The organism is Rhodoferax koreense (assembly GCF_001955695.1).
GTDB lineage: Bacteria > Pseudomonadota > Gammaproteobacteria > Burkholderiales > Burkholderiaceae_C > Rhodoferax_B > Rhodoferax_B koreensis.
On record NZ_CP019237.1, the window covers coordinates 1 to 23892 of the forward strand.

A 23892-nucleotide genomic window follows, 5' to 3' on the forward strand; every position below is an offset into this window, starting at 1 on the left:
CCGGGGGAGTCCACTTCTTCGCCGGTCTCCATGATGATCTTGAGGTTGAATCCGAGCTTGCCACCTCGCGCGTTCATGACAGCTCGAGCGCGGCCAAATTCACGGAGTGCTGCCCCTGTTGTCAGCAATGCCGCGGCCGTACCAGCGATCGCCATCGACCACGATCTTCCACGGCTCCAGGCCTTTGTGCCACTGGTCGTCGTAACCGCGGACCACGTCGCCGTGCCCGTAGGTGACGACCGTCGGGAGGTTTATGTCCTCAATGCGACTGGCAAGGAGAACCGGCGCGTCGATGTCGCTCGGGTTGGGCACAAGCTTCGTCTCGAATCCCAGCCGATGGAGCAGTGGCGAAATTTCCTTTTCGAGATAGGCGTGAAGGTGTTTCGCCTGGGACGGTTCCTGGCTCTCGGTCCGATAGGCGACACGGCGGTCAAGGTCCGTCAGGAATCGGCCTGAGTCGTAGGTTTCGACGGCGCTGGCGATTGCGGCTTCACGTGTGGCGGTGCTGGTGTTCATGTTTACTTTTATGTTGAAACCGGTTACGCGTAATGGCTCGCTCTGCGATCGAGAAACTCTTTTTGCCGCGCCAGCACGCCCAAGCCGGATTCGCCCACCAGTTGCTCATAAACCGCCGGTGCGGTTGCACCTTCTGTGCTAATCAGCAGCACCGTGGACGAGTGGTCCAGTCCAGCTTGCCGTGCGAGCTTGGGATCGCGCATCAGCTGGATCAGGCCGGCCAGACCAGCGGCGCCAGATTCCCCGGAAACGATGGGGAGGTCACTTTCATTGCCCTTGGCCAGCACCTGCATGCCTGAACCGCATCCTCATCCTTCACGGTCATGAAGTAGTCAACACTTGATACCAGGAAGCGCCAGGCCAGTGGCGAGGTTTCACCGCAAGCCAGGCCCGCCATCACGGAGTCCACGGAACCGGTGGCCTTTGCTGCAACACCGCTGAGGGCGCTCTGGAAAAGACAGTCCGCCTGCTCGGGTTCAACGATGATTGCCGTCGGACGGCGGGTGCCGTAGGTTTCCCAGAAATAGCTGACGATGCCGGCGGCGAGTCCGCCCACACCACCTTGCAGAAAGACATGGGTCACGGGCGATTTCGACCGTGCCGACCCTTCAACGATTTCGGCTGCGATGGTGCCGTATCCCTGCATCACATCACGCGGGATCTCTTCATAGCCGTCATATGACGTATCCGAGACGACATGCCAGGCATTCTCACGAGCCAGGCGCGCGGCCTCCTCCACCGACTCGTCGTAATTGCCCTGGATGCGAACGATATTTGCGCCATAGGCCGCGATAGCCGCTTCCCGCTCGGCGCTGACGTTGGCATGCAGCACGATCACGCAGCGGCAACCTGCACTCTGCGCTGCCGCAGCCAAGCCTTTGCCGTGATTCCCATCCGTCGCACTGATCACCGTGAAGTCGCTGAATTTTGTCTTGTAGGCGCCGGAAAGTAGCGCCTGCGGATCCAGGCCGTCGTTTGGCCCAGGCGGAGAATTAACCTAACCAATGCGATCGGCGCACCGAGTGCCTTGAAGCTGCAAGTTCGGAACGAACCGATTCATCCTTCACGAGAATCTGTCCCACGCCCAGTGCAGTAGCGAGTCCGTCCAGCGCGTAGAGCGGTGTTGACCCTGGATAGATGCCGCCCCATGTCGAGAGCCACTTCCTGCTTTGCTCAGCCTTGGCGACAGACATGATTGAACGCAGATCATTGGGATACGTTTCGCGCGTAGCACGCGTGTTGGTAATGAGCATTTGGTTGTTCCGTGTGTGATGCTGCAATCCTAAGATTTGAAGCTGTGTTGCTTGGCGCAATTTGAGGTTGGAAAACACAACATCTGTGCGATGTGCAGGACCACTGTGGCTGCACGTTGTGTTCGCACGATCGCAACGCTCAGGTCTCACGTGGAGCACGCTTTTTTCCTTGAGGTAGCTAGGCGCCGGGTCGATCGACCAGTGCAAGCCTGACCCCAAAGACGATGAACATCGAGCCAGCAAGCTTGTCGAGCCAGTGCATTCCGCGTTGAACGACAGGTCTTCTGGCCATCCACGCAGCCGCGATCGCCCAGCCCGCGTTGACCGGGATGCTGTTCACATTGAAAAGTACACCAAGAGCAAGAAACACACTGGTCTTTCCTGTCGTTTCCGGGCTGATGAACTGGGGCAGGAAAGCCAGGAAGAACAGCACGACCTTCGGATTGAGGACGTTGGTCCCAGAAGCCGCCCGAGAAAAATCTCTTTTGAACTGGGAAGAGGCCGCGATAGAGCAGCCGCTTGAAGGTCTGTTGTCGCCGGTGCTGCACGCGCAAGCAAGATCTTCCCGCCGATCCACAACAGGTACGCAGCGCCGATCCATTTCAAGACAGTGAAGGCAGTCTCAGAGTCCGCCAGAAGTGCGCCCATTCCCAACGCAGCAGCAAAGATGTGCACAAAGCAGCCAGCTGTGATGCCAAGACCAGCGACAACGCCAGACTTCCAGCCGCCTCGTAGCGAGTTCGTGACGATGTACAGGACGTCAGGCCCTGGGGTGACGTTCAGCCAGCCAGCCGGCCAGCACGAATAGGAGGAGGTGATAAGCGTCTGGCATCGCAGCGTGATCGATTATTGATTGCGCAGGACTTGACCGAGGAAAGTCCGCAGGCGGTCCGACTTCGGGGTGCTGAACATTTCGTCAGGACTTCCGGACTCGACGATCTCGCCGCGGTCCATGAAGACTACGCGGTCTGCTACTTCGCGAGCGAAGCCCATTTCGTGCGTTACGGCAGATCATCGTCATGCCGTCCTTCGCGAGGGAAACCATCGTGTCGAGTACTTCCTTAACCATCTCGGGATCGAGCGCGGAGGTCGGCTCGTCGAAAAGCATGATCTTCGGTTTCATGCACAAGGCTCGTGCGATCGCAACACGCTGCTGTTGGCCACCGGAGAGTTGCCCCGGATACTTGCTGGCCTGGTCTGGAATCCGCACGCGCTCCAGGTATGACCTTGCCAGCGATTCAGCTTCCCGGCGGGCACATGCCGGACCAGCATGGGCGCTAAAGTACAGTTCTCCAGCACCGTCAAGTGCGGGAAGAGGTTGAAGCTCTGGAAGACCATCCCTACTTCGCAGCGAACGGCATCAAGGTTCTTTGCGTCGCTGTCGAGGCTGATGCCGTCCACGACGATCTGGCCTTCGTGATGCTCTTCAAGCTGGTTGATGCACCGGATAAGGGTCGATTTCCCCGAACCGGACGGACCGCAAACCACGACGCGTTCGCCAGTCGCCACTTCAAGGTTGACGTCGCGCAGCACGTGCATCGGCGCCGTACCATTTGTTGATCTTCTGCATCGAGACTGCGACGCCTTGTTGGCGAGCGGCCGGTGCTACTGTCGTTGCGATAGTCATAGGTTTAGCGCTTTCTATGCTGATTGAGGTGGACTTCAAGCTTCTGGCTGTACTTGGACATGGCAAAGCAGAACGCGAAGTAGATGAAGCCTACGAATATGTACGTTTCGACCGCAAAGCCCTGCCAAGCGGGCTCTCCGATCGCAGCGCGCGAGGCCGCGAGCAGGTCATAGAGACCGATGACGAGCACCAGCGACGTGTCCTTGAAGAAGCCAATGAAGTTGTTGACGAGCGGCGGAATGACGAGCTGCAACGCTTGTGGGAGGATGATCTTGCGGTTCGTCGACCAGTAGGAGAGACCCAACGCATGCGCCGCTTCGTACTGTCCCTTCGGCAGCGCCTGCAAGCCGCCGCGGATGACCTCGGCGAGATAGGCGCCAAAAAAGAGAATGATGGCAACCTGAGCGCGCAAGAGCTTGTCCAGGTTGACGCCTTCTGGCATCAGGAGCGGGAACATCACACTCGCCATGAACAGCAGCGTGATCAGTGGAACGCCGCGAATCATCTCGACATATGCGACGCAGATCCATCGGATAAACGGCAGCTTCGAACGGCGTCCCAGAGCCACCAGAATCGCCAGCGGGAAAGCCACTGCAACGCCAACCGTCGCCAGAATCAGAGTCAATGCCAAGCCGCCCCATTGCGTCTGCGGCACGAACTGCAGGCCGAAAACTCCGCCCCACATGAGTAAGCCAATGGCCACAAGCGCCAGTGTCCACACACCGGCCAAGGCGGGTCGCCAAAAGCGCTTCATTCCGGACACGACGTAGAGACCAATGAACAGCAAGACGACGATCAAGGCTCTCCACTGTTCCTCGAAGGGGTACATGCCGAAGAGCATGAAGCGATACTTGTCCGTGATGACGGCCCCAGCATGCGCCGCTGCCTTGAACGGCCTTGCAGGCGTCGCTGTTAGGCCCTGGGGACCTGTTGGGACACTCCAGATCGCGTTGACGACTCCCCACTGGAAAACGAATGCAGAGAACTTCGCCAGCACAACCAGAAGGACGATCGTCGTCAGCGTCGATATCCACGAATAGAAGAGGTTTGGCGCAGCCACGCAATCGGGCCGCTGCGTTCCTGCACCGGGGGTGTACGCATGACGGTGGTGCTGGAATGGACAGAGTGTTTCACGGATAGGATGGTCACGTTAGCGCTCCACTAGTGCAATACGGGCGTTGTAGTGGTTCATCAGCGCGCTGATCGAGAGACTGATCGTGAGGTAGACGCCCATGATGATTGCCACAAGTTCCACCGCTTGACCGTTCTGGTTCATCGCCGTGGTGGCAATGGAGACGATGTCCTGATAGCCAATGGCAACGGCCAGGGAGGATTGCTTGGCCAGGTTGAGGTACTGGCTCGTTAGCGGCGGAACGATCACTCGGAGTGCCTGCGGGAACACGATCCATTTCAACGTGTTTGATGATTTCAAGCCAAGGGCGCGGGATGCTTCTATCTGTCCATGACTAACCGACTGGATGCCGGAACGAACAATTTCGGCAATGAATGCCGCGTTGTAGATCACCAGACCAAACAACAGCGCAAAGAATTCTGGCGAGACGGTGACGCCGCCACGGATGTTGAAACTCTGTGGGCTAGGCATGTCCAAGGCGAACGGAGCGCCCAGCGTAATCACGACCGTGGCGGGCATGACCGCCATGAGCAGGACCGCGGTCGGCCAAGTGGCGCGCTGGCGCCCATCGTCCAGTGACTTGCGAGTGGCTCGCTTTGCGGAGATCACAGTGGCAATCAAACCAAGGATGAAAGCGAGGAGCGTCCAGCTGTGGGCCGTTTGCCAGTCGAGAACCGGGAAGCTCAAGCCGCGGTTGGACAGGTAGACGCCCGCGATGGGGTGGATCGCTTGGCGAACCGGCGGCAGACCCTGAAGAAGGGCGTACCAGAGGAACAGTTGCAACAGCAGGGGCAGATCGCGGAAGAACTCGACGTAAGCCGACATCAGCTTTGCGAGCAGCCAGTTCTTCGATAGGCGGGCAACTCCGATTACGGTGCCCAGGATTGTGGCGAGCACGATGCCCCAAAACGCAACCCAGAGCGTGTTGAGCATGCCCACGACCAGCGCACGCAAATAGCTATCTGCTGGGGTGTAAGGGATCAGGTGCTCCGCAATGGGAAGCCCTGCTTCGCGTTGCAGAAAGCCGAATCCCGAGGCAACATTACGTGCGCCGAGATTCGCCTGTGCATTACCGATCAGCCAGCTGAAAACGCCGATCACGATCAGCGCAGCGAGCACTTGCCATACGACCCGACGCATGGGGACCTTGGAGCGGGACAATCTGTTTGAGGACATTGGAGTTTCGCCATCCCGACCAGATGGCGGGCTTAAACATTGACTAGGGAAAAGGGATTCGCCGGCTCGATTTGAGCCGGCGACATCAGCGTGACTAGCGCATCGGAGCGGCGTACTGGATGCCGCCGTCCTTCAGTAGACGATTCAGGCCGCGCGGCAGGCCCAGGGGCGCGATGCTGCGCTCGTAGATCTCAGCATAGTTGCCAACGCCTTTCACGACGTTCACTGCCCATTGCGCGTCGAGGCCGAGCGCGGCGCCGAGGTCGCCTGTCTCACCCATGAAGCGCTGGATAGCCGGATTCGAGTTGTTCCTGAACTTGTCAATGTTGGCGGCTGTCATGCCGAATTCTTCGGCGTTCAGCATGGCCGCGTGGGTCCAGCGAACGATGTCAAAGAAGCGCTGGTCACCCTTGCGGATGAAAGCTCCCAGCGGCTCCTTGGAGATGATTTCGGGCAGGACCTGGTAGTCGTTACCAGCGCTACCGATGGATGCCTTGAAAGAAGCAAGTTGCGCGGTGTCGTTTGTATAGGCGTCGCAACGGCCGCTCACGATGGCGTCGCGCATTTGCTCCATCTTCTCGATGACGACCGGCTTCATCTCGAGCTTGTTTGCGCGGAAAAAGTCGGCGGCATTCACTTCGCCGGTGGAGCCGGGCTGGAAACACACTGAGGCGCCGCCCGAGATCATGCGCGCTCTTGATGCCGTCCTTTTTCTTTACAAGAAAGCCCTGACCGTCATAGAAGTGGATTGCCGGCACTTCCAAGCCAAGCTGCGCTTCGCGGGTCAGCGTCCAGGTGGTGAAGCGAGCCACGATGTCGACTTCGCCGGACTGAAGCGACGGGAAGCGCGTCAGGCTGGTCAAAGAGACGAAGCGAACCTTGTCCGGATTGCCGAAGATCGCCGCCGCGATGGATCGACACACGTCTGCATCGAAGCCGCGCATCACGCCGCGTGCGTCGGGGAAGCCGAAGCCGGGGCGATCACCGCCGACGCCGCAAATGAGCTGGCCACGTGCCTTGATGGCGTTGAGCGTAGGCGAAGCCACCGATGGCGCCGCTACGGCCACAGGCGCCGAGGCCGGCCGCGGTTGTGCGATGGCAACACTGGCCACAAGCGTTGCCGCGCAGGCAACTGCGTTGAAGATGTTGCGGGGGCGATGACCGTTCGTGGACATGGAGTTTGTTCCTTCAGGTAGGTGGAGTGGTATAGGAAATCGTAAAAGTGACCCCTCGCACGAATGGTTGAATCTGGATAGCGAAAGCGCGCCGTTATTGCGTTCGTGAAACATTCAGCCGAGGGTTTCCCCTGATAGGGCGCGTGGCACGCACAAAATTGGGCGCTTTTCCTCGTTTTGAGCCCCTGGTGCAACAATGTTTCGGTTGCCAGCGCACATACGCGTCAAAAAACCGCTCCTTGCGGCCCAGAATTTAGCTAGCGCTGACGCATAACAACCATGCTTTTAGACAACTACGACATCAAGCTCCTCAGCCTCCTGCAGGCGGACAGCAAGATTTCCCAACGCCAGCTCTCGGAAGAGGTGAACCTGTCGCCGTCGGCAGTGAACCGGCGAATTGCTGCGCTTGAAGCGGCCGGCGTCATCATGACGACGGTAGCCGTCGTCGATCCAACGGCGGTGGGTCGCCCCATCACCATCCTGGTCGAGGTGAAGCTGGAGAGCGAGCGGCTGGATCTGCTCGATCAAGTCAAGAAGAGTTTCGCGAACTGTGTGCAGGTGCAGCAGGTCTACTACGTGACTGGTGATTTCGACTTCATGCTCGTGATCAACGTCAAGGACATGTCCGAATACGAAAAGCTCACGCGCGAGCTGTTTTTCTCGGCAGGAAACATCAAGACGTTCAAGACTTACGTTGCCATGCAGCGGATCAAGGTATCCCTCAACGTGCCGTTAACGATTTAGGAATTTCGATGCGAGATTTTGAAGCCCCAAGCCGGTCTGTCGCGGTCGGCAGCAGGGGAATGGTGGCGACCTCCAACCCGCAGGCAGCATTGGCTGGACTGGACGTCCTGCGGTCCGGTGGGAATGCCATCGATGCAGCAGTCGCTGCTGCGGCAATGCTGGCAGTCGTCGAACCGACCCAGACCGGAATCGGCGGCGACTGCTTCGTCATGCTTAGAAAACGTGGCCAGGCGCCGGTCGCGCTCAACGGATCGGGTTGGGCTGCCAAGGCGGCGAGCGCGGAAGAATTGCGCGGGCGCGGAATGGCCTCCATCCCGGTCGATAGCGTCCATGCCCTGACCGTTCCAGGTGCGGTACGCGCGTGGAATCGATTGGTCGAAGACTACGGGACGCGTTCGCTGCAAGAACTGCTCGAGCCCGCGATCGGTGCCGCCGAATTGGGTTATCTGGTCACGGAACGCCTTGCGCACGATTGGGCGCGACAGGCGGCAAAAATGATGGCGACGGCAGAAGCGAAAGCCCTGTTCTTTCCCGCAGGCAGAGCGCCTGCCTTAGGCGAACGCAGAAGCAATCCTCAGTTGGGCAAGACGCTGCGCGCCATCGCCAAGTCCGGCGCCGACTCGTTCTACGAAGGCTGGGTTGCCGAGAACATCGTGACCTCGTTGCGAAAGAAGGGAAGCCTGCTGAGCCTCGACGATTTCGCTGAATTCAAGCCGGAGTATGTGACGCCGATTTCGGCGAGCTACCGTGGCTATCGATTGTGGGAGTGCCCGCCCAACGGGCAAGGGGTCGTGGCGCTGCAGATTGCGGCGATGCTCGAGGCGTTTGATCTCAGTGCAATGGGGCCTCTCAGTGCAGAAAGGTTTCATCTTCAGGCAGAGCTATCGCGCATCGCCTATGCACAACGTAACGCTTTCCTATGCGACCCGCGGTTCAACGCAGTAGATGTGAATGAACTGCTTTCCGACGACACGATTGAACGCTTGACCCGAGGGATCGATCTAGACACGAAGTCCGATGGATGGACGCCTGTTGCGTTGCCCGAACACAAGGACACCGTCTACGTGTCAGTCGCCGACTCGGACGGCACGCTCGTCTCATTCATCAATTCGATATACGACGATTTTGGCAGTGGGATCGTGGCACCTGGCACAGGAGTCCTGATGCACAACCGAGGATCAGGCTTCGTACTTGAGGAAGGTCATCCCAACGAGTTGCAGGGACGCAAGCGGCCCATGCACACCATCATTCCCGCGTTGGTCACCAAGGATGCAGACACCGTCATGAGCTTTGGAGTTACTGGTGGCCACTTCCAGCCGGCGGGCCAGCTCCAAGTACTCTCGAATATCGTCGACTACGGCATGTCTGTGCAGCAAGCTATCGATCATGCGCGGATGTTCGCCAGAGGCGATGTGTTGGAGCTCGAGCGGACGGTTCCTGACGCGGTGTGGTCAGGCCTTCGCAAGCGAGGCCACGAGCCGGTGGCAGCGCCGAGCCCGCTCGGTACCTGCCATGCAATCTGGGTCGATCAGGGATCGGGTGTCTATATGGGTGGCTCTGACGGTCGACGGGACGGGCTCGCGATCGGCTTCTGATGAAGCCGTTGCGGGCATGGCGGTCAGCGCTGAATTCCGCTACGGTTGGAAGAGAAGTAGTCCATCGCTGCCTGCACGCTGTTGCCAGCGAGCTTGACGCCCGCAATGCGCAGACCCATCTCGGCACCGGCGGAAGGTAGCTGGGCCCTGCCGCCTTAATCCCGTGCTTGACCTGCTGGGTGAGTTCATCGGCCTGCACCTCATCGACGCCCGATTTGATTCCGTCGAGCACGCGCCTGAAGATTTCCTCGGGACTGGACTTCGGGACATCGAACCCGCGCGTGAAGTCGGTGTCGACGTACGCCATGTGCAGCCCCAGCACTTGCGCCTTCTGCGCCGCCAGTTCATTGCGCAGGGCATTGGTGAGCGACCAGGCTGCGAACTTGCTTGCCGAATAGGCCGCCAGCTCGCCGTCGTTCACCCACGAGGCGACCGACAGGACGTTGAGCAGCGCGCCGCCACCGTTGGTCTTGAGAATTGGCGCGAAGGCATTGCTCATGCGCACGGCGAAGTAATTGGTCTCGAAGATGCTCCGTGCGAAGTCTTCGCTATCGGCTGCGAGAAAGCTTCCCGGCTGGGCAATGCCGGCGTTGTTGATCACCAGCGTCACATCGGACGCACGCCAGCGCTGCGGCGGCCGCCACGTCTTCCGGCTTGTTGACGTCCAGGTGCAGGGCCTCCACACCGGATTGGGTGATGGTCGCAGGGTCGCGTGCGCCGGCGTAGACCTTTGGGGCACCGCGGGCGAGCATCTCGCGCGCGAAGGCCAGGCCGACACCGCGGTTGACCCGTGACGAGGGCAATAGCGTTTGCAATCTTGATGGGAGTTCCAAAAAGCTGGGGTGGAGAACTAGGCTCATTTGATCTTGATAACGACCTTGCCCTTTGCGCGACCTGCTTCGACATAGGCCAGGGCCTCGTTGGTCGACTCGAACGGGAAGACCCGATCCATCACGGGGCGGATGACGCCAGCATCGAAGAGACGGGTGATCTCGCGCAGCTGGCTCCCGTTCGGCTTCATGAAGAGGAACGAGAAGCCAACGCCACGGCTCTTTGCCCTCCGCCTGATTCCCGAGCTCAGTAGCCGCATGACCAGCTTCACGAAGCCGGGTGCCCCGATGTCCTTGCCGAATTCGGGATCGGGCGGTCCGGAGATGGAGATGAGCTTTCCGCCGCGCTTGAGCACGCGAAGGGATTTTTCGAGCGTCTTGTTGTCCTGGCTGTTCAGGACCACGTCGTAGTCCCGCAAGAGATCCTCGAAGTCCTGCGTCTTGTAGTCGATGACGACGTCTGCGCCCAGACTCTTCACGAGCGCGACATTGGTCGTGCTCGTCGTCGTGGCCACGGTGGCGCCCAGATGCTTGGCCAGCTGAATGGCAAAGGTGCCCACGCCGCCGGAGCCAGCCTGGATGAAGACCTTCTGCCCCTTCTTCAGGCGCGCCTTCTCGATCAGTGCCTGCCAAGCCGTCAAAGCCACCAGAGGAATGGAGGCGGCTTCTTCCATCGTGAGGCCCTTGGGCTTGAGCGCCAGCGAGGCTTCCTTGACGGGGACGAATTCGGCGAACGTACCGATGCGGAAGTCGTCCGCCCGCGCATAGACCTCATCACCCAGCTTAAACTGGCGCACGCGTGGGCCGACTTTGACCACCACCCCCGCCACATCGTGACCGAGGATCAGAGGCAGACGGTAGGGCAGTATGAGCTTGAACTCTCCGTCCCTGATTTTGGAGTCCAGCAGGTTTACGCCAGCGGCGTGGACCTGCACCAGGACTTCGTCGTCGCGCAGTTCCGGTGTCGGCACGTCTGCCAAGGGCCATGCGAGCTTTTTCCCATATCGACCGAGAACAAAAGCTTGCATGTCTTTCCTTGGTATTTTTGCGCCGAGGTTTGCGGAGGGTCCAAGACGGTCACGCGGATAGCCGCCTAAGCTTCGAGTCGAAGGTCTTTTCGAACCCCTGCATCTAACACCCTGGCGGGCGCAAATCTACGCAGCAGCCGCATGCGGCTAGCAAGGCCCGGGGTGTAGTGGATCTTTGGATGCGCCACCGTTGCCGCCTTCAACACGATTTCTGACCTTGCCCCCGGAAAGTGGAGTTCTTGAGCCTTGTTCAAAATACGACCAAGGAGTCAAGAAATGTCAGACAAGCAAGTTCGAGCGCAGTACACGCGGGAATACAAATTGGAGGCGGTGCGTCAGGTCAAGGGTGGGCAATCCATTGCTGCCACAGCCAAGGTATTGGGTATCCCCAAGGCCAGCCTGAGCAACTGGGTACGCCGCGGCGCCAAGGGTGATGTGGGCGGTGTAGGAGACAGACCTGCATCCGTCACGCCTGAGCAAATGGAGCTGGCGCGCCTGCGTGCTGAGGTTGCCAGGCTTCGAATGGAGCGAGACATCGCAAAAAAAGCCGCGGCGTACTTCGCGCAGGACACGCTGCGAGGTACGCCTGGATTTACCAAATGAGAAACCAGTATCCAGTGAGCATCTCCTGCGAAGTGCTGGAGGTCAGCGCCAGTGGCTATTTTGTCTGGCAGCGCCGCCGTGACGCTGCTCGCCCAGGGCCTGCTGGCCGCCATAGCGACGAAGCCTTACTGGCCCACATGCGTGCAATTCACATAGAGGTCAAGCAGGAGTACGGCTGGCCGCGTATGCACAAGGAGCTGCTTGCACGCGGGATTCGTGTCGGTAAAGAGCGGGTACGTCACCTGATGCAGCAGCACGGCATCAAAGCCAAGACCAAGCGCAAATTCGTGGTGACCACGGATAGCCGGCACAGTCTGCCGGTGGCGCCCGACCTCGTGCAGCGGCGCTTCAATCCCGAGGCGCCCAACCGGTTGTGGAGTGGCGACATCACCTACATCGCTACCGACGAGGGGTGGTTGTACCTGGCGGGCGTCATTGATTTGTTCAGCCGTCAGGTGGTGGGCTGGAGCATGCAAGCCCATATGCAAGCCAGTCTAGTCAAGGATGCGCTCACCATGGCGTGGTTCCGGCGCCGCCCTGAGGCTGGCCTCATCTTCCACAGCGACCGTGGCAGTCAATATTGCAGCCACGAATTCCAGGACACGCTACGTGTCTGGGAGATGCGCTCATCGATGAGCAGGAAGGGTAACTGCTGGGACAATGCACCGACCGAAAGCTTCTGGGGCAGATTGAAAACGGCCAGCCTGTACGGCAGGAAGTTCGCTACCCGGCGTGAGGCCATGGACGCGGTGCTGGACTGGATGGCTTTCTACAATCACCGACGATTGCATTCGACGCTGGGATACCTCAGCCCGATGCAATATGAGCAACGCTGGTACGAGGCACAGCGTAAAAAGGCCGCGTAATCCGTGGGCTAAGAACTCCAGCAAACAGGGGCAAGGTCATTCGGCGACCACATCGGGCCCGTCCGCGCCCACTAGCGCCTCCTTGACGCGTTTCGCCACTCCCTCGCGAATCTCTCGATACACGTCGAGGGGCGCATCGGGTTGAATTAGGTTCGCGTCGAAAGGCGTATTGATGTAGGCAGGCTCGACCACCGAGACGCGAATGCCCTGCTTGCGCAGTTCATGGTCGAGCGATTCCGAATAGCCCGCGACCGCATGCTTGGTGGCGGAGTACAGCGCCATGTAAGGCATGGGCAGGAAACCCAGCACGGAGCCGATATTGATGATGCGCCCACCCTTTTGGCTGCGCATATGCGGCACAACGGCCCGGGTCATCCGCACCAGCCCGAAAAAGTTGGTATCAAAGATCGACTGAGCCTGCTCGATCGAACTTTCTTCAGCGCCGGCTGCTGCGACCCCGAAGCCTGCGTTGTTGACGAGAAGGTCGATGCGGCCTTCCAACTGCATCACCTTCTGGACCGCAGCTTCGACCGACTCGTTCTTGGTCACATCAAGGGGCAGCATCTCGAACGATCGTCGACCCGCCTGATCTCCACGTCTGCTGGTGCCGTAAACCTTGTAGCCAGCCTTCGCAAGCCGCTGCGCAGTCGCTTCACCGATGCCTGAAGAGGCCCCTGTAATGAGCGCAACCTTGTTTGCCATGTTCATCATGTTTCTCCTTGAACCGCGTATTGTGCTATTGAAATGATGTTCATCATATGTTCTGGCGAGCAGCTAGGCTGCATGTTTCAGTTGGCTCAGGTGGGGGGTAGATGCTTCAATGCGGCCGCGCACAGACTGTCCGACAGTGCAGGCTCGTCGACCGCACGGGCCAGCAGCAATGTGCCCACCATAGTGGCGACGGTCACGAGTGCCCGTTCGTGGGCACCGGGCTGCCCCCAGTCAGGCGACTGACGGGCGACAAGATCGATCATTTCCTTGACGTGCCGGGTGGTCACCCGGCGTACTTCGGGTGCCTGGCGAGGCGTCTCCGAGCCCAGTGCGGCCAGGGGACACCCCATTTCAACTTGTTCCAGGTGCTCGCGCGAGAGATAGACGCGAAGCATGGATGGCAAAGCCTGCTCGGAAGGCACGCTGGCGACAACCTCCGCCGCTACGGCAGCTGACTCAGCGCACGCCCGACTCGCTGCTTCGGTGAGCATAGCTTCGCGCGACGTGAAATGAGCATAGAAGGCGCCATGGGTCAGGCCGGCCTCCTTCATGATGTCGGCGACTCCGGTGCCGTCGTAGCCGCTACGACGGATCGCCCGCGCAGCTGCGGAAACGATGCGCTCGTGCGAGGCTTCCTTAGCCGCAGTTCTGACGTTGTGGTTCGTCTTTCGCATGACGATGATCATACATGATTCGCGAAACATGCGCTGTGACGTTCTTGGCGATGCCGTTAGGCGGCAACGCATCGCAATGAGACGAGCGAATACGGAAGCCGAATTAACGTCAGGACATGATCGAATACCAAAGGCTCACCCGAGAGTTGTGCTTCATTTCCGGAAACATCAATGCGATGTCGACTGGCGATGTCGATGTCGATCATGGTGGCGACGGGACGTGGCGCGACGCAGGGCGCGTCGTTCCGCGACGCCGCCGCCATCGACAACCTGCGCCGCGTCGACATGCTCATCGTGAGCAAGACGGGCACGCTGACGAGCGCCGGCTGGCTGTCTGATCCGGTCAAGGCCGGCACGCCCGCAGCGTTGGCTGTGCTGCATGCGGCGGGCCTGCGAATCGTGACGGCGACAGGCGACCACGCCCTGGACCGTCGCCGCGCGGCTGGGCATTCGGTGGAAGTCTCGTTGTGCAGGACACAGACAGCTTTGCTTTTCTGAACTCCATCGCTCCATCTGCCCGCAAGCGTTCTTCGAGCATGCCCGCTTCCACGCACCGCTGCGAATCGGGGTGGCCAACGGAAACGCGCAACCCAAACTTTCGGGGTGCTTGGTACGCTATCTGAGAAAGTCTGTACCGAGCAGATAGTCTACTGTTCGATTGAGGTGGGTGCCTAGTAGCTCGCACGCGAGCTGCGGCCTCCGTTCAACAACCGCTTTCGCTAACTCTTCATGCTCACTGTTGAGATCACGCTCACGGTTCGCATGCAGCAACGATAGCCATCGATATCTCTCACTGTGTGTGAAAAGAAGGTCGCGGGCCCGAAGTAGCCAGTCGCTGCCGCAAGCATCGATAAGCGCGCGATGAAATTCAGAATGCGCGTCAGTGACCGCCAGTACATCTTCTGCCTCGGCTGGCCCGAGAATCGACAAACGCTTAAGGCGGTGAAGCGCAGACATGATTCTGCTCTCCCACTCTACATTGCCCAATTCGATCGCCTTTCGCAGACAAATCCCTTCCAGTTCGACTCGCGCACCTGCGAGATCAATGAACTCGCTAGCAGATACGGGCGCGACGCGGAAGCCCCGCTGCGGCTCCGCGACAACTAGCCCCTCCGCGGATAGCCGCGACAAGGCCTCTCGGATGACCCCAGAGCTCACGGAGAGCGCATCACCAAGATCGGCGATCTTCAACTTAACGTCGGGTGCGTACCGACCTTTAAGCAAATCGGCGCGCAAGACCTGATAAATCGAATGAGTGATGCTGCTGTTGCTTGGTGAGATACCCATATCTTTGTCTGCGCTGAATTAGAAATTGTGCTGCCGTACCGATGCTGACCCACAGGAGAAAGCTCACGTCATTCTGGACGACTGGTCGTCTCGCGAGGCGCCCTCGCGAGAGGGCCTCAGATGGTGCTCAGGAAGGGGCTGTGGCCGTCATCGATGTCGTTCCTTATGGCATCCGCACTCCAAGCCAGCTTCAGGATGATCATGTGCGGCCAGCCGACATAGGCGCCCGGCTGCCAAAGTCAGATCCCGGGAGCGGGTGAGCGCGCAAAAGGCTCACCACCAAGACCCTGCATCTCCTCACTCTTTTCAAGGAATATAGGATATTCTATGCGTTTGTCGACATTATATCACAATGTCGTACAAATGGCAGAGAAGTGCGACAAGGTGGAACTTTTCGAGCTTCGGAGTGGCGCGCAGTATGGACCAGGCGCCTCAATGGGAGCCGAAGATTCGCGTTTCTCACAGGAGGACAGTTCAGGCTTTCCGAGCCGCCTCGGACCCAGTCGCTTCCACGGCTTGGGTAGCTCGGCACGCGAACTGTTTGCCTCGGGTCATGTGCGCTTCGAGTTCAAACGGCTGTCGCCGTCACCTTTCAGAAGGTGTGGCGAATTTGCATCGGGCTGAACTATCGTTTCTACCCGGGCGAGAGCGGGGGGCGAGAGCGGGTTTAGGGTTTTCGAGTGCCCATCGGCTTACTCACGCCTTGGTTTCCAAAGCGCCGGAGACGGCGTGGCCATCATTTGGTGCCGCTAATCCCGAGCAATTCGACGGAAAGGGCGACTTGGTTGCCATTTTGGGCGAAAGCCTGCGCCACTTCTCGGGTGACCCGCCTAGCGTTGGGCAATCAGCGAGAGCAGCTGCGGGTTGGCCGCGGTGGTTGCCGCCAGGCCCGCGCAGTCCACTGCTCCCACAGTTGCCCCCTGTGCTTGAAGCTCAGGCTTCGCGACTCCTGCCCGTGTCAAGATAGTTGTCGCCTGAGTCATGCAGCCAAGCGCTGTTTACGTAAGCGGTCCACGTCGGCCGCGACCACGCTGTCACGCTCCGGATTCAGTGTCACCGCGCCCGCTGGTGTTCAGTTGCGCGTGCTGCGCGCCCAGTGCGCCGGATGGCGCTCGCGCGCCTGGGTGTAGAGCGCGTGCGATCACCGCATCAAGGCCAGCATGGCGCTGTGCAGGCGTGACGTAGCGAATGCCGCTTTGAGATGCAGGCCTCACGTTAGCAGCCAGGTCACGCATCACTTGGCCAGGAAGGCCAGTGCCTTGGGCACGAAGTCCTCGTGGTACTGGAAGATGCCTCCGTGACCTGCATCGGGGTAGACGATCAGCTCGCTGTTGGGCAGGCGTTTGGCTAGGTCGTAGGTATTGCTGGTCGGCACCATCCGGTCGTCGTCGCCATTGGCCACGAGGGCCGGCTGCTTGATCACCGAAAGGTCAGCAGGCCGCTTCTGCCCCCATGCGCTGAGCGCCTGCAACTGCGCCAGATACGCCCCCGCGGCGATGTCCTTGTCGCGGTTCACGGTGCGCTCCTGCAGGCGCTTCAGGAAAGTCTTGCCGGCCTCGATCCCATTCGGCGTGCGGGTGAAGAAGAGGTACTGCTTCGGGTCTTGGCCGGTGAAGGTCGCGCGCAGCAGGTCGTAGTTCGCCACGCCCGCCACGGTGCTGATGCCTGGACCGCCCGCGGGGCCGGTGCCCGTCAGGATCAGCTTGCGCACGAGCTGCGGCTCTTTCAGCACGATCTCCTGGGCGATCATTCCGCCCATCGAGAAGCCGAAGAGGTCCACCTGCTTGAAGCCTTTGGCCTTGATGAAGGTGATGGCGTCGTCCGCCATTTGTTCGATGGTGTTAGCCGGCGAGCCGGTGGAGGCGCCGATGCCGCGGTTGTCGAACGCGACCACGTAGTGCTTAGCGGCGATGCCATCCACCACACGGGGTCCCAGTTGTCCAGAACGGCGGCCAGATGGGTGAGCAAGATCACCGGCGTGCCGGCGTTCTTCTGGCCCAGCTCGCGGTACGCGAAGTCAACGCCGCCCGCAGAGAGGGCCTGCGTTGGCACGCTGTTCCATGTGAGGCCCTGCGTCGTGGCGACCTTGGCAGATGTGGCTGCGGCCACAGGCGGCTTGTCGGCCGTGGCGCAGGCCGACAGCAGCGTGGCAGAGAGAGCGAGCAGGCACAGGCCGACTCGGGACAGGTAAAGCATGGTGTCTCCGGTGGAAAGAGTGATGGGGTGATGAAGAACTGAGGGGGCAATCAGGCTTGCTGTCGATAGCGGTCGGCAGCGTGCGCCTGCCGGATGTCCGCCAAAAGTCCCTGACGCGCGCCGTCCAACGCAGTCCAGCGCTCGGCCACGTGCAGCGGCGGGATCGTGATCAGTTCGCGGCGGTCGAAACCGACCAGTGCCGCATCGACCAGTTCGTCGACGTCCATTACCTCGGTCAGCGTGTTGACGTCGATCCCGGCGCGCTCCCAGATTTCGGTGCGGGTGGCCGCTGGCAACACGGCTTGCACGTAGACCCCCTTGGGAACCAGTTCCAAGCTCAGCCCCTGCGACAGGAACAGCACGAACGCCTTGGTGGCACCGTAGATCGACATGCCGAATTCGGGCGCGAAGCCGACCACGGAGCCGAGGTTGACGATCGAGCCAGCGCCTGCCTGCGCAAAGCGCGGCGCGGCTGCTGCCGCGAGCCGCGTGAGCGACGTGATGTGAGCGCGATCAGACGGTCGATGCTCTCTGCCGTCTGCTGCTCGAAGCCGCCCGACTGGGCCATGCCGGCGTTGTTGATCAGGATGTCGATACGGGCGTCGTCACGCAGGCGGGCTTCGACGGTAGCCAGGTCGGCCTGATTCGTCAGGTCGGCCTGCAGCACGTCCACTGCAACCTGGCGTTCGTCGCGCAGGCGCTGCGCAAGCGCGTCCAGGCGTGCCTTGTCGCGCGCGACCAGCACGAGGTCGTGCCCTCGCTGCGCGAAGCGCTCGGCGTAGGTGGCGCCGATGCCGGTCGAAGCGCCGGTAATGAGGGCGGTGGATTGGGTGGTCATATGGACGTTCTCCGCAGATCAGAGGGCACCGGGCCGCAGCGTTGGGCCCGGCGCCTGTTTGCTTACCTGGCCCCGGCCAGCGTGGGGTAGTCGGTGTAGCCCGCGGCGCCTCCGCCGTAGAGCGTGGACGGGTTGAGCTGTGCCAGCGGCGCGCCGCTCTTCAATCGTTCGACAAGATCGGGGTTGCTGATGAACGGCCGACCGAAGGCAAACAGGTCCGCCTTGCCCGATTCGAGCTGAGCGGCAGCGAATTCCAGGTCGTAGCCGTTGTTGGCGAGGTAGGTCTGCTTGAAGCTGCTGCGCAGCGCGGCGAAGTTAAATGGGGCCACGTCGCGCGGGCCGCCCGTCGCACCTTCGACCACGTGCAGGTAGACGATGTCCAGCGTGCCGAGCTGTTCGACGATGTAGCCGTACTGCGGCTGCGGGTCGCTGCTGGAGATGCCGTTGGCCGGCGATACGGGGGAGATGCGCACGCCGGTGCGATCGGCACCGATCTCCTTCGCCACCGCGGCGACGACCTCCAGCAGCAGGCGGGCGCGGTTCTCGACCGAGCCGCCGTAGGCGTCGGTGCGATGGTGGCCCCGTCCTTGATGAACTGCTCCAGCAGGTAGCCATTGGCGCCGTGGACCTCCACGCCGTCGAAGCCGGCGGCGATGGCGTTGGCAGCGGCCTGGCGGAAGTCGTTCACGATGCCCGACAGCTCGCTCAATTCGAGGGCGCGGGGTTCGGATACGTCAGCAAAGCCGTTGTTGACGAAGGTCTTGGTCGCCGCGCGGATGGCCGAGGGCGCGACCGGCGCGGCACCGCCCGGCTGCACATCGACGTGCGACACGCGGCCCACATCCAGAGCTGCACGAAGATGCGCCCGCCCTGGGCGTGCACCGCGTCCGTGACCTGGCGCCAGCCGGCGATCTGCTCGGGCGTGTACAGGCCAGGGGTGTCCTGATAGCCCTGGGCCTGGGCCGACACCTGGGTGGCCTCGGTGATGATCAGGCCGGCCGAAGCGCGCTGTGCGTAGTAGATCGCGGCCAGTTCGCTGGGCACCAGGCCGGCGCCGGCGCGGTTGCGGGTCAGCGGCGCCATGACGATGCGATTGGCGAGGGTCAGAGGTCCCAGCTTGTACGGCTCGAAGAGCGCTATCTTGCTCATGTTGGTAATCGTTCTCTTGAATGGATGGACACGCGGCCGATGCGCGGCATGCGGCCGCCGAGTGAAGTCAATGGCTGGTGGCGCAGTTACTCGTGCGCACCGTCACTCCGCCAGGAACTGGATGGCGTGCTTGAGGAAGCGTTCGGGGTACTGGAACTGCGCGCCGTGGCCGGCGTCCGGGTAGACCAGCAGCTGGGCGTTGGGGATGTTCTGCGCCAGGTGCCAGGAGTTGATCGTGGGGATCATCACGTCCTTGACCCCGTTGAGCACCAGCGTGGGCTGCTGGATGCCATTCAGGTAGGCGTAGGGTTCTCGCCAGCCAGCGGCGGCAGGTAGGCGCCATGTGCTTCGGCCTGCGCCTGGGCCACCGCTGCGGAGCTGGGCGGGTCCTGGTCGACACGCTGGTGGCGGCGATCCCAGAAGGCCTGCCCAGCCTGCTTGGCGGCTTCGGAGCGTCCGAAGAACAGGTAGAGGAAGTCCTCCACCGTGGGCACCGGTCGGGGCGCGACTTCGAGCACCTTGGGCTCCAGTTCGGATCGCCGCCGCGCAGCCCGGTGCCCAGCAGCAGCAACTTGCGCACGAGCTGCGGATGGCGCAGCGTCACCTCCTGCACCTGGAAGCCACCGAGCGAGAAGCCCAGCAGGTCCACCTGCGACAGACCCAGCGCCTGGATTACCAGCGCAATATCGTCGGCCATGTCCTCGATGCGGTTGCGCGGAGTGCCGCTCGACGAGGCAATGCCACGGCCGTTGAAGAGGATGACCTCGCGGCCAGTGGCGAGACCATCGGTCAGCAGCGGGTCCCAGTGATCCATGCCACCGCGGAAGTGCTGCACGAAGAACAGCGGCGACTGCGAACTCGAGGCGTTGCCCCAGCGGCGGTAGGCGAACTTGTCGCCATCGACCTCGACGAACTGGGTGGGTGCGGTCAGGTGCGTGTTGCTCATGATCAGGGTCCTTTCAAGTGAGAGACACCAATGATGATGATCATAATCTAACTTGTCAAGAGGTTTGATGATGAACGACATCAATGTATAGTGAGGCCTCCTCGCACAGCGAAAAATCAACTCAACTCCGATATGAAGGTCACCAAGGCACAAGCGCAGGCGAACCGGGCGCACATCGTCGAAACAGCGTCGGCGCTCTTCCGCGAGCGTGGCTACGACGGCGTGGGCGTTGCCGACCTGATGGCCGCTGCGGGCTTCACCCACGGCGGCTTCTACAAGCACTTCGGCTCCAAGGCCGATCTGATGGCGGAATCCGCAGCGTGCGGCATCGCGCAGACAGCGGCGCTGACCGCGGGAGTGGACACCCCGGATTTCGTGCGCGCCTACGTCTCGCGCGAGCATCGCGACGCCCGCGCCAGCGGTTGCACGATGGCTGCGCTGGGCGGGGACGCCGCCCGTCAGCCCGAAGCGGTCCGGTCGACGTTCGTGGCTGGCATCGAGAGCCTGCTGGCTGAGCTGAGCCGCGCGGGCACTGCATTGGATGGTGCAGATCCGGAACAGGCGCGAGCCCGGTCGCTCGGCATCCTGACCCACGTGGTGGGCGCTATCGTCCTGTCGCGCGCCTGCCCGGACGATTCGCCGCTGGCCGACGAGATCCTGACGGTGTGCCGCGATTCGATCCTCGCGTCGGTGGACCTGCCTGGGAGCCCGTCTGCGAAAACCCGCGCATCAGCGCGAGAGCGCAGCGCGAGTTGATTTCCGGGCCTTGAGCGGAGGGGCGGTCGCCGGCATGCGAGCGCCCATCCGCAGTGTTCAGTGATTGTTTCTCGGGACGAATGCGCCTCGTGGACCAACGAGGAAGTCCAGGTCGCAGCCTTCATCTGCTTGCGAGACGTGGTCGACATGCAGGCGCCAGTAGCCGCTCTCCAGCGGCGCTGTGGGCGCCTTACACTTGGCGAGACGTGCGGCCAGCTCTTCGGCGCTGACATGCAGGCGCAGCAGGCGCTGCGGCACGTTCAGCTCGATGAGGTCCCATCACGAACGGCCGCGAGAGGGCCGCCGGCAGCAGCCTCGGGCGCGAATGCAGTACCACCGGTGCGTAGGCCGTTCCGCTCATGCTTCGCACACGGCGGCGAAGACCTCCAGAGGGGTTGCCCGCGCCCAGCCCGGCAACCGATCCGTCGATGCGCGTCGCGCCCGCGCGCACGGCGGCGACGGGAGTTCGCGATGCCCATCCCCAGGTTGTGCTGCCCATGGAAGCCGATCTCAGTCGCGGATCGAGCACGTCGCGCAGCGCCGCACGGCCGCGCCGACGTCCTCGGGAAGCAGATAGCCTGCGGAGTCCGTGATGTAGACCGTCTGCGCTCCATAGCTCTCCATGAGCTTTCCTTGCGCGCCAGATTCTCCGGACTGTTGAGGTGCGCCATCATGAGGAACCCGTCGTGTCCATTCCCAGCTTGCGAGCATACGCAATGTGCTGCGACGAGGTATCCGCCTCCGTGCAATGGGTGGCGACTTGCACGCTGCGCGCGCCGCAGTCGTAAGCCGACCGAAGCTCGGCCATGGTTCCTCCCGGGGCAAAGCAGCACCGAAACCTTGGCCTGCTTCACCTGCGCGCACACGGCACTGATGTACTCGTCGTTGCTATGGGGGCAAAGCCATGCTGCAGGAGTTGCCACCCAGTCCGGCACCATGGGTGAACTGGATGTACGGCACGCCCGCATCATCGAGCGCCGTTGCCACCTTGACCATCTGCTCCAGGCTGATCTGCTCGCGCTTGGCGTGCATGCCATCGCGCAGGCACATGTCATGCAGGACGATTTTCTTGCCGCTCACGTCGGAGGCATTCATGCTGCAATCTCCTTTAGCGTGCGCTGCATGGTTCCGCGAGCATCTCGCCCGCGAAGACTTCGGCCGTTCAGCTCGCCGCCGCAGTCATGATGTCCAGATTGCCGGCGTACTTGGGCAGGTAGTCACCCAAGCCTTCCACTTGCATGTACACCGCGACGCGGTGGCCCTGGGTGTGTCGTCAAAGACCGGGCCATTCACGAGGCGATAGCCCAGCACATACTTCTCGACCTTGTCGATCATGGCGTGCACCGTCTCACGACATCGTCGTACTGCGGAGCGCGCAGTTGCTCCATATCCCCCCGCGATTTATTCGAGCGCCTCATGAACGATGCGCGCTTTGCCCGTGCAATGGCAGTGCTGCAATCGGCGCGCACCCGCACGCTGTACAGTTTCGTCGAAGACGCGGCGCTACATACAACCCGCGTGCGCATCGCCCGGCGCCTGCTCAAGCTCACGCACGGCGACGCACCGATGGCGCCTCGCACGCGGCGAGTGGTTCCCGTGACCCAGGAGATGCATCTCCATGATGCTGGGCCTGACGCGCCAGACCCTCGCTCTCGAACTGAAGGCTCTCGCCGCCACAGGGGCGATATCTCTGCCCTATGGCCGTGTCGTCATCGAGTCGGAGCCGGCGTTGCTGGCCATGAGCCGCAGCTCCACAAAATCGTGACGTTGACATTCGCGAGGATGCCTCCGCGATGTCTGCTACCGCGAGCTGGGGTGGTCGCTTCCCTTACTGGGTTGTGATCGAACTCAGCGCTCGTAGATCGGTCAGATCAATGCGGCCATAGCTGATTTCGATGACGTGTTTTCTCGCGCAGCTGCTGGAGAACCCGATTCACCGATTGTCGCGAAGCGCCAACCATCGCCGCCAGGTCTGACTGCGACATCTGTATTTGCGACTCATCCGAATCGTCTTGCTCTGCGGTGCGCAGTTGCATGGTTCTGGAAAGCAAGAGCTGCCTCGCCACCCGTACCGGAAGGCTGTCCAAACTGGCGCCTTCGTAGTTTTGCGCCATCGCCCGCAACTGTGCAGCCATCAGGCGCGAAATAGCCCGGTCGAATACCCGATAGCGGTCGCAGAGCCATCGGAAATCCATCTTCGACAGCACGTCCACCTCGACAGCATTACTGGCTTCTGTCGACTGCGGTCGAGGTTCACCATCCACCAGGCTCGTCTGCCCAAAGCAATCGCCGGATTCAAAGAGGCGATAAGTAATGTGCCGGCCATCTCCCCTCAGAACCGATATTTTCACGGTCCCTGAAATGACGGAACATCTCGTTGCCGGGGGCATCCTGCACATACACCGGTTGGCCAGCGGCATAGTGGCGACGGTACATGCGGGCAAGAAACTCCTCTTGCACGTCAGGCGTCAACCACTGCAGCAAATCGAATTTCGCAAGACGCATAGCTACCCAGCCTCCGAAGGACTCCCGGGGCCAGAACTCAGCTCGGCACCTCTGGGGGCATCGGAGAAACTGAGAACGATATGCATACTATCCACCATCGTGAATTCTCGCGGCGGCACGTTCGAATTGGTCAGCCAAATCGATTAGGCTCTCCGCCTGCCAATCCCATGCTTGCTGGGAAGACGCATCGGGAGCGGCGCGCCGCCGTACTCCAGCGGACGATCTACATACGCCGTCTGCAAACCACAAGCCCTTGCCGCCGCCAGGTCGCTATGGTGGCAGGCC

At 61.2% G+C, this 23892-nt stretch carries 14 protein-coding genes and 17 pseudogenes; 6 read left to right on the top strand and 25 right to left on the bottom strand.

Going from position 1 to position 23892, the window contains the following annotated elements:
* From RD110_RS26780 to RD110_RS28985, 8 genes and pseudogenes are all read right to left on the bottom strand, one after another.
* A pseudogene (locus tag RD110_RS26780) lies at nt 1-516 on the bottom strand (M20/M25/M40 family metallo-hydrolase); the annotation flags it as partial.
* Nucleotides 517-539: 23 nt separating this feature from the next.
* Nucleotides 540-1769 (bottom strand): annotated as a pseudogene (locus tag RD110_RS26785) (diaminopropionate ammonia-lyase).
* A gap of 178 nt (nt 1770-1947) precedes the next feature.
* Nucleotides 1948-2601: pseudogene (locus tag RD110_RS28980) on the bottom strand (LysE family translocator).
* Between the two features lie 14 nt (nt 2602-2615).
* A pseudogene (locus RD110_RS26795) lies at nt 2616-3390 on the bottom strand (amino acid ABC transporter ATP-binding protein).
* Nucleotides 3391-3400: 10 nt separating this feature from the next.
* A pseudogene (locus tag RD110_RS26800) lies at nt 3401-4497 on the bottom strand (amino acid ABC transporter permease).
* 49 nt (nt 4498-4546) lie between these two features.
* Nucleotides 4547-5704: an amino acid ABC transporter permease gene (locus RD110_RS26805; protein ID WP_076196740.1), complete on the bottom strand. Its 1158-nt coding sequence runs from the start codon at nt 5702-5704 to the stop codon at nt 4547-4549.
* Nucleotides 5705-5798: 94 nt separating this feature from the next.
* Entirely contained in the window at nt 5799-6269 is a 471-nt protein-coding gene (locus RD110_RS28745) for a type 2 periplasmic-binding domain-containing protein (RefSeq protein WP_394329464.1), read from the bottom strand.
* A complete protein-coding gene (locus RD110_RS28985) occupies nt 6184-6879 on the bottom strand; it encodes a transporter substrate-binding domain-containing protein (RefSeq protein WP_394329465.1) in 696 nt (231 codons plus the stop codon). The genes RD110_RS28745 and RD110_RS28985 overlap by 86 nt, the downstream gene beginning before the upstream one ends.
* Before the next feature lie 279 nt (nt 6880-7158).
* On the opposite strand from RD110_RS28985, the gene RD110_RS26815 reads away from it, so the two are divergent.
* Nucleotides 7159-7623: an Lrp/AsnC family transcriptional regulator gene (locus RD110_RS26815; protein WP_076196736.1), complete on the top strand. Its 465-nt coding sequence runs from the start codon at nt 7159-7161 to the stop codon at nt 7621-7623.
* Nucleotides 7624-7631: 8 nt separating this feature from the next.
* Nucleotides 7632-9218 (top strand): gamma-glutamyltransferase, encoded by a 1587-nt coding sequence (gene ggt, locus RD110_RS26820; protein WP_076196734.1) that lies wholly within the window; start codon nt 7632-7634, stop codon nt 9216-9218.
* Nucleotides 9219-9348: 130 nt separating this feature from the next.
* Here the strand turns inward: ggt and RD110_RS26825 are convergent.
* The 3 genes and pseudogenes from RD110_RS26825 to RD110_RS28755 form a co-directional block, all read right to left on the bottom strand.
* A pseudogene (locus RD110_RS26825) lies at nt 9349-10040 on the bottom strand (SDR family oxidoreductase); the annotation flags it as partial.
* A 34-nt stretch (nt 10041-10074) separates the two neighbouring features.
* On the bottom strand, nt 10075-11076 hold the full coding sequence (locus RD110_RS26830) for an NADP-dependent oxidoreductase (protein ID WP_076196732.1): 1002 nt from the start codon (nt 11074-11076) through the stop codon (nt 10075-10077).
* Between the two features lie 65 nt (nt 11077-11141).
* A pseudogene (locus RD110_RS28755) lies at nt 11142-11285 on the bottom strand (oxidoreductase); the annotation flags it as partial.
* A 67-nt stretch (nt 11286-11352) separates the two neighbouring features.
* Here RD110_RS28755 and RD110_RS26845 point away from each other — a divergent pair.
* A protein-coding gene (locus RD110_RS26845) for an IS3 family transposase (protein ID WP_087748592.1) occupies nt 11353-12545 on the top strand; the annotation gives its coding sequence in 2 pieces (ribosomal slippage) (nt 11353-11614 and nt 11614-12545; 1194 coding nt in all).
* Nucleotides 12546-12584: 39 nt separating this feature from the next.
* Here the strand turns inward: RD110_RS26845 and RD110_RS26850 are convergent.
* From RD110_RS26850 to RD110_RS28285, 3 genes and pseudogenes are all read right to left on the bottom strand, one after another.
* Nucleotides 12585-13253, bottom strand: a pseudogene (locus RD110_RS26850) (oxidoreductase); the annotation flags it as partial.
* An 89-nt stretch (nt 13254-13342) separates the two neighbouring features.
* On the bottom strand, nt 13343-13942 hold the full coding sequence (locus tag RD110_RS26855; RefSeq protein ID WP_076196730.1) for a TetR/AcrR family transcriptional regulator: 600 nt from the start codon (nt 13940-13942) through the stop codon (nt 13343-13345).
* A gap of 44 nt (nt 13943-13986) precedes the next feature.
* Nucleotides 13987-14136, bottom strand: a complete 150-nt coding sequence (locus RD110_RS28285; RefSeq protein WP_162277341.1) for a hypothetical protein — start codon at nt 14134-14136, stop codon at nt 13987-13989.
* Between RD110_RS28285 and RD110_RS26860 the strand changes: the two genes are divergently transcribed.
* Nucleotides 14126-14428, top strand: coding sequence for a hypothetical protein (locus RD110_RS26860; protein ID WP_162277340.1), 303 nt, complete (start codon nt 14126-14128; stop codon nt 14426-14428). The genes RD110_RS28285 and RD110_RS26860 overlap by 11 nt on opposite strands.
* Nucleotides 14429-14545: 117 nt before the next feature.
* Here the strand turns inward: RD110_RS26860 and RD110_RS26865 are convergent, their stop codons facing one another.
* The 6 genes and pseudogenes from RD110_RS26865 to RD110_RS26885 all read right to left on the bottom strand — a co-directional run bounded on the left by RD110_RS26865 (nt 14546) and on the right by RD110_RS26885 (nt 20346).
* The gene (locus tag RD110_RS26865) at nt 14546-15217 is read right to left on the bottom strand and encodes a GntR family transcriptional regulator (RefSeq protein ID WP_076196726.1); all 672 of its coding nucleotides are present in this window, start codon (nt 15215-15217) and stop codon (nt 14546-14548) included.
* Between the two features lie 979 nt (nt 15218-16196).
* A pseudogene (locus tag RD110_RS28990) lies at nt 16197-16413 on the bottom strand (IS3-like element ISAzo10 family transposase); the annotation flags it as partial.
* A 38-nt stretch (nt 16414-16451) separates the two neighbouring features.
* Nucleotides 16452-17413, bottom strand: a pseudogene (locus RD110_RS26870) (alpha/beta fold hydrolase).
* Nucleotides 17414-17463: 50 nt separating this feature from the next.
* Nucleotides 17464-18251: pseudogene (locus tag RD110_RS26875) on the bottom strand (SDR family NAD(P)-dependent oxidoreductase).
* A 62-nt stretch (nt 18252-18313) separates the two neighbouring features.
* Nucleotides 18314-19400, bottom strand: a pseudogene (locus tag RD110_RS26880) (alkene reductase).
* 102 nt (nt 19401-19502) lie between these two features.
* A pseudogene (locus RD110_RS26885) lies at nt 19503-20346 on the bottom strand (alpha/beta fold hydrolase).
* Between the two features lie 132 nt (nt 20347-20478).
* Between RD110_RS26885 and RD110_RS26890 the strand changes: the two are divergent.
* Nucleotides 20479-21102, top strand: a complete 624-nt coding sequence (locus tag RD110_RS26890) for a TetR/AcrR family transcriptional regulator (RefSeq protein WP_076196716.1) — start codon at nt 20479-20481, stop codon at nt 21100-21102.
* A 57-nt stretch (nt 21103-21159) separates the two neighbouring features.
* On the opposite strand, the pseudogene RD110_RS26895 reads toward RD110_RS26890, so the two are convergent.
* From RD110_RS26895 to RD110_RS28765, 3 pseudogenes are all read right to left on the bottom strand, one after another.
* Nucleotides 21160-21463, bottom strand: a pseudogene (locus RD110_RS26895) (dihydroxy-acid dehydratase); the annotation flags it as partial.
* A 2-nt stretch (nt 21464-21465) separates the two neighbouring features.
* Nucleotides 21466-22197 (bottom strand): annotated as a pseudogene (gene dmpG, locus RD110_RS28760) (4-hydroxy-2-oxovalerate aldolase); the annotation flags it as partial.
* 67 nt (nt 22198-22264) lie between these two features.
* Nucleotides 22265-22452 (bottom strand): annotated as a pseudogene (locus tag RD110_RS28765) (acetaldehyde dehydrogenase (acetylating)); the annotation flags it as partial.
* A gap of 268 nt (nt 22453-22720) precedes the next feature.
* Between RD110_RS28765 and RD110_RS28770 the strand changes: the two are divergent.
* On the top strand, nt 22721-22867 hold the full coding sequence (locus RD110_RS28770; RefSeq protein WP_239467159.1) for a hypothetical protein: 147 nt from the start codon (nt 22721-22723) through the stop codon (nt 22865-22867).
* Between the two features lie 106 nt (nt 22868-22973).
* Here RD110_RS28770 and RD110_RS26915 read toward each other — a convergent pair whose 3' ends face one another.
* Nucleotides 22974-23522, bottom strand: coding sequence for a cyclic nucleotide-binding domain-containing protein (locus RD110_RS26915; protein ID WP_083686724.1), 549 nt, complete (start codon nt 23520-23522; stop codon nt 22974-22976).
* Nucleotides 23523-23694: 172 nt separating this feature from the next.
* Nucleotides 23695-23892: pseudogene (locus RD110_RS28775) on the bottom strand (hypothetical protein); the annotation flags it as partial.

Excerpts from the sequence above, each read along its gene's own strand:
- RD110_RS26805 (WP_076196740.1), bottom strand. The coding sequence starts at position 5,704 with ATGTCCTCAAACAGATTGTCCCGCTCCAAGGTCCCCATGCGTCGGGTC.
- RD110_RS28745 (WP_394329464.1), bottom strand. The coding sequence starts at position 6,269 with ATGCGCGACGCCATCGTGAGCGGCCGTTGCGACGCCTATACAAACGAC.
- RD110_RS28985 (WP_394329465.1), bottom strand. The coding sequence starts at position 6,879 with ATGTCCACGAACGGTCATCGCCCCCGCAACATCTTCAACGCAGTTGCC.
- RD110_RS26815 (WP_076196736.1), top strand. The coding sequence starts at position 7,159 with ATGCTTTTAGACAACTACGACATCAAGCTCCTCAGCCTCCTGCAGGCG.
- ggt (WP_076196734.1), top strand. The coding sequence starts at position 7,632 with ATGCGAGATTTTGAAGCCCCAAGCCGGTCTGTCGCGGTCGGCAGCAGG.
- RD110_RS26830 (WP_076196732.1), bottom strand. The coding sequence starts at position 11,076 with ATGCAAGCTTTTGTTCTCGGTCGATATGGGAAAAAGCTCGCATGGCCC.
- RD110_RS26855 (WP_076196730.1), bottom strand. The coding sequence starts at position 13,942 with ATGATCATCGTCATGCGAAAGACGAACCACAACGTCAGAACTGCGGCT.
- RD110_RS26860 (WP_162277340.1), top strand. The coding sequence starts at position 14,126 with ATGTCGATCATGGTGGCGACGGGACGTGGCGCGACGCAGGGCGCGTCG.
- RD110_RS28285 (WP_162277341.1), bottom strand. The coding sequence starts at position 14,136 with ATGATCGACATCGACATCGCCAGTCGACATCGCATTGATGTTTCCGGA.
- RD110_RS26865 (WP_076196726.1), bottom strand. The coding sequence starts at position 15,217 with ATGGGTATCTCACCAAGCAACAGCAGCATCACTCATTCGATTTATCAG.
- RD110_RS26890 (WP_076196716.1), top strand. The coding sequence starts at position 20,479 with ATGAAGGTCACCAAGGCACAAGCGCAGGCGAACCGGGCGCACATCGTC.
- RD110_RS28770 (WP_239467159.1), top strand. The coding sequence starts at position 22,721 with ATGATGCTGGGCCTGACGCGCCAGACCCTCGCTCTCGAACTGAAGGCT.
- RD110_RS26915 (WP_083686724.1), bottom strand. The coding sequence starts at position 23,522 with ATGCCGCTGGCCAACCGGTGTATGTGCAGGATGCCCCCGGCAACGAGA.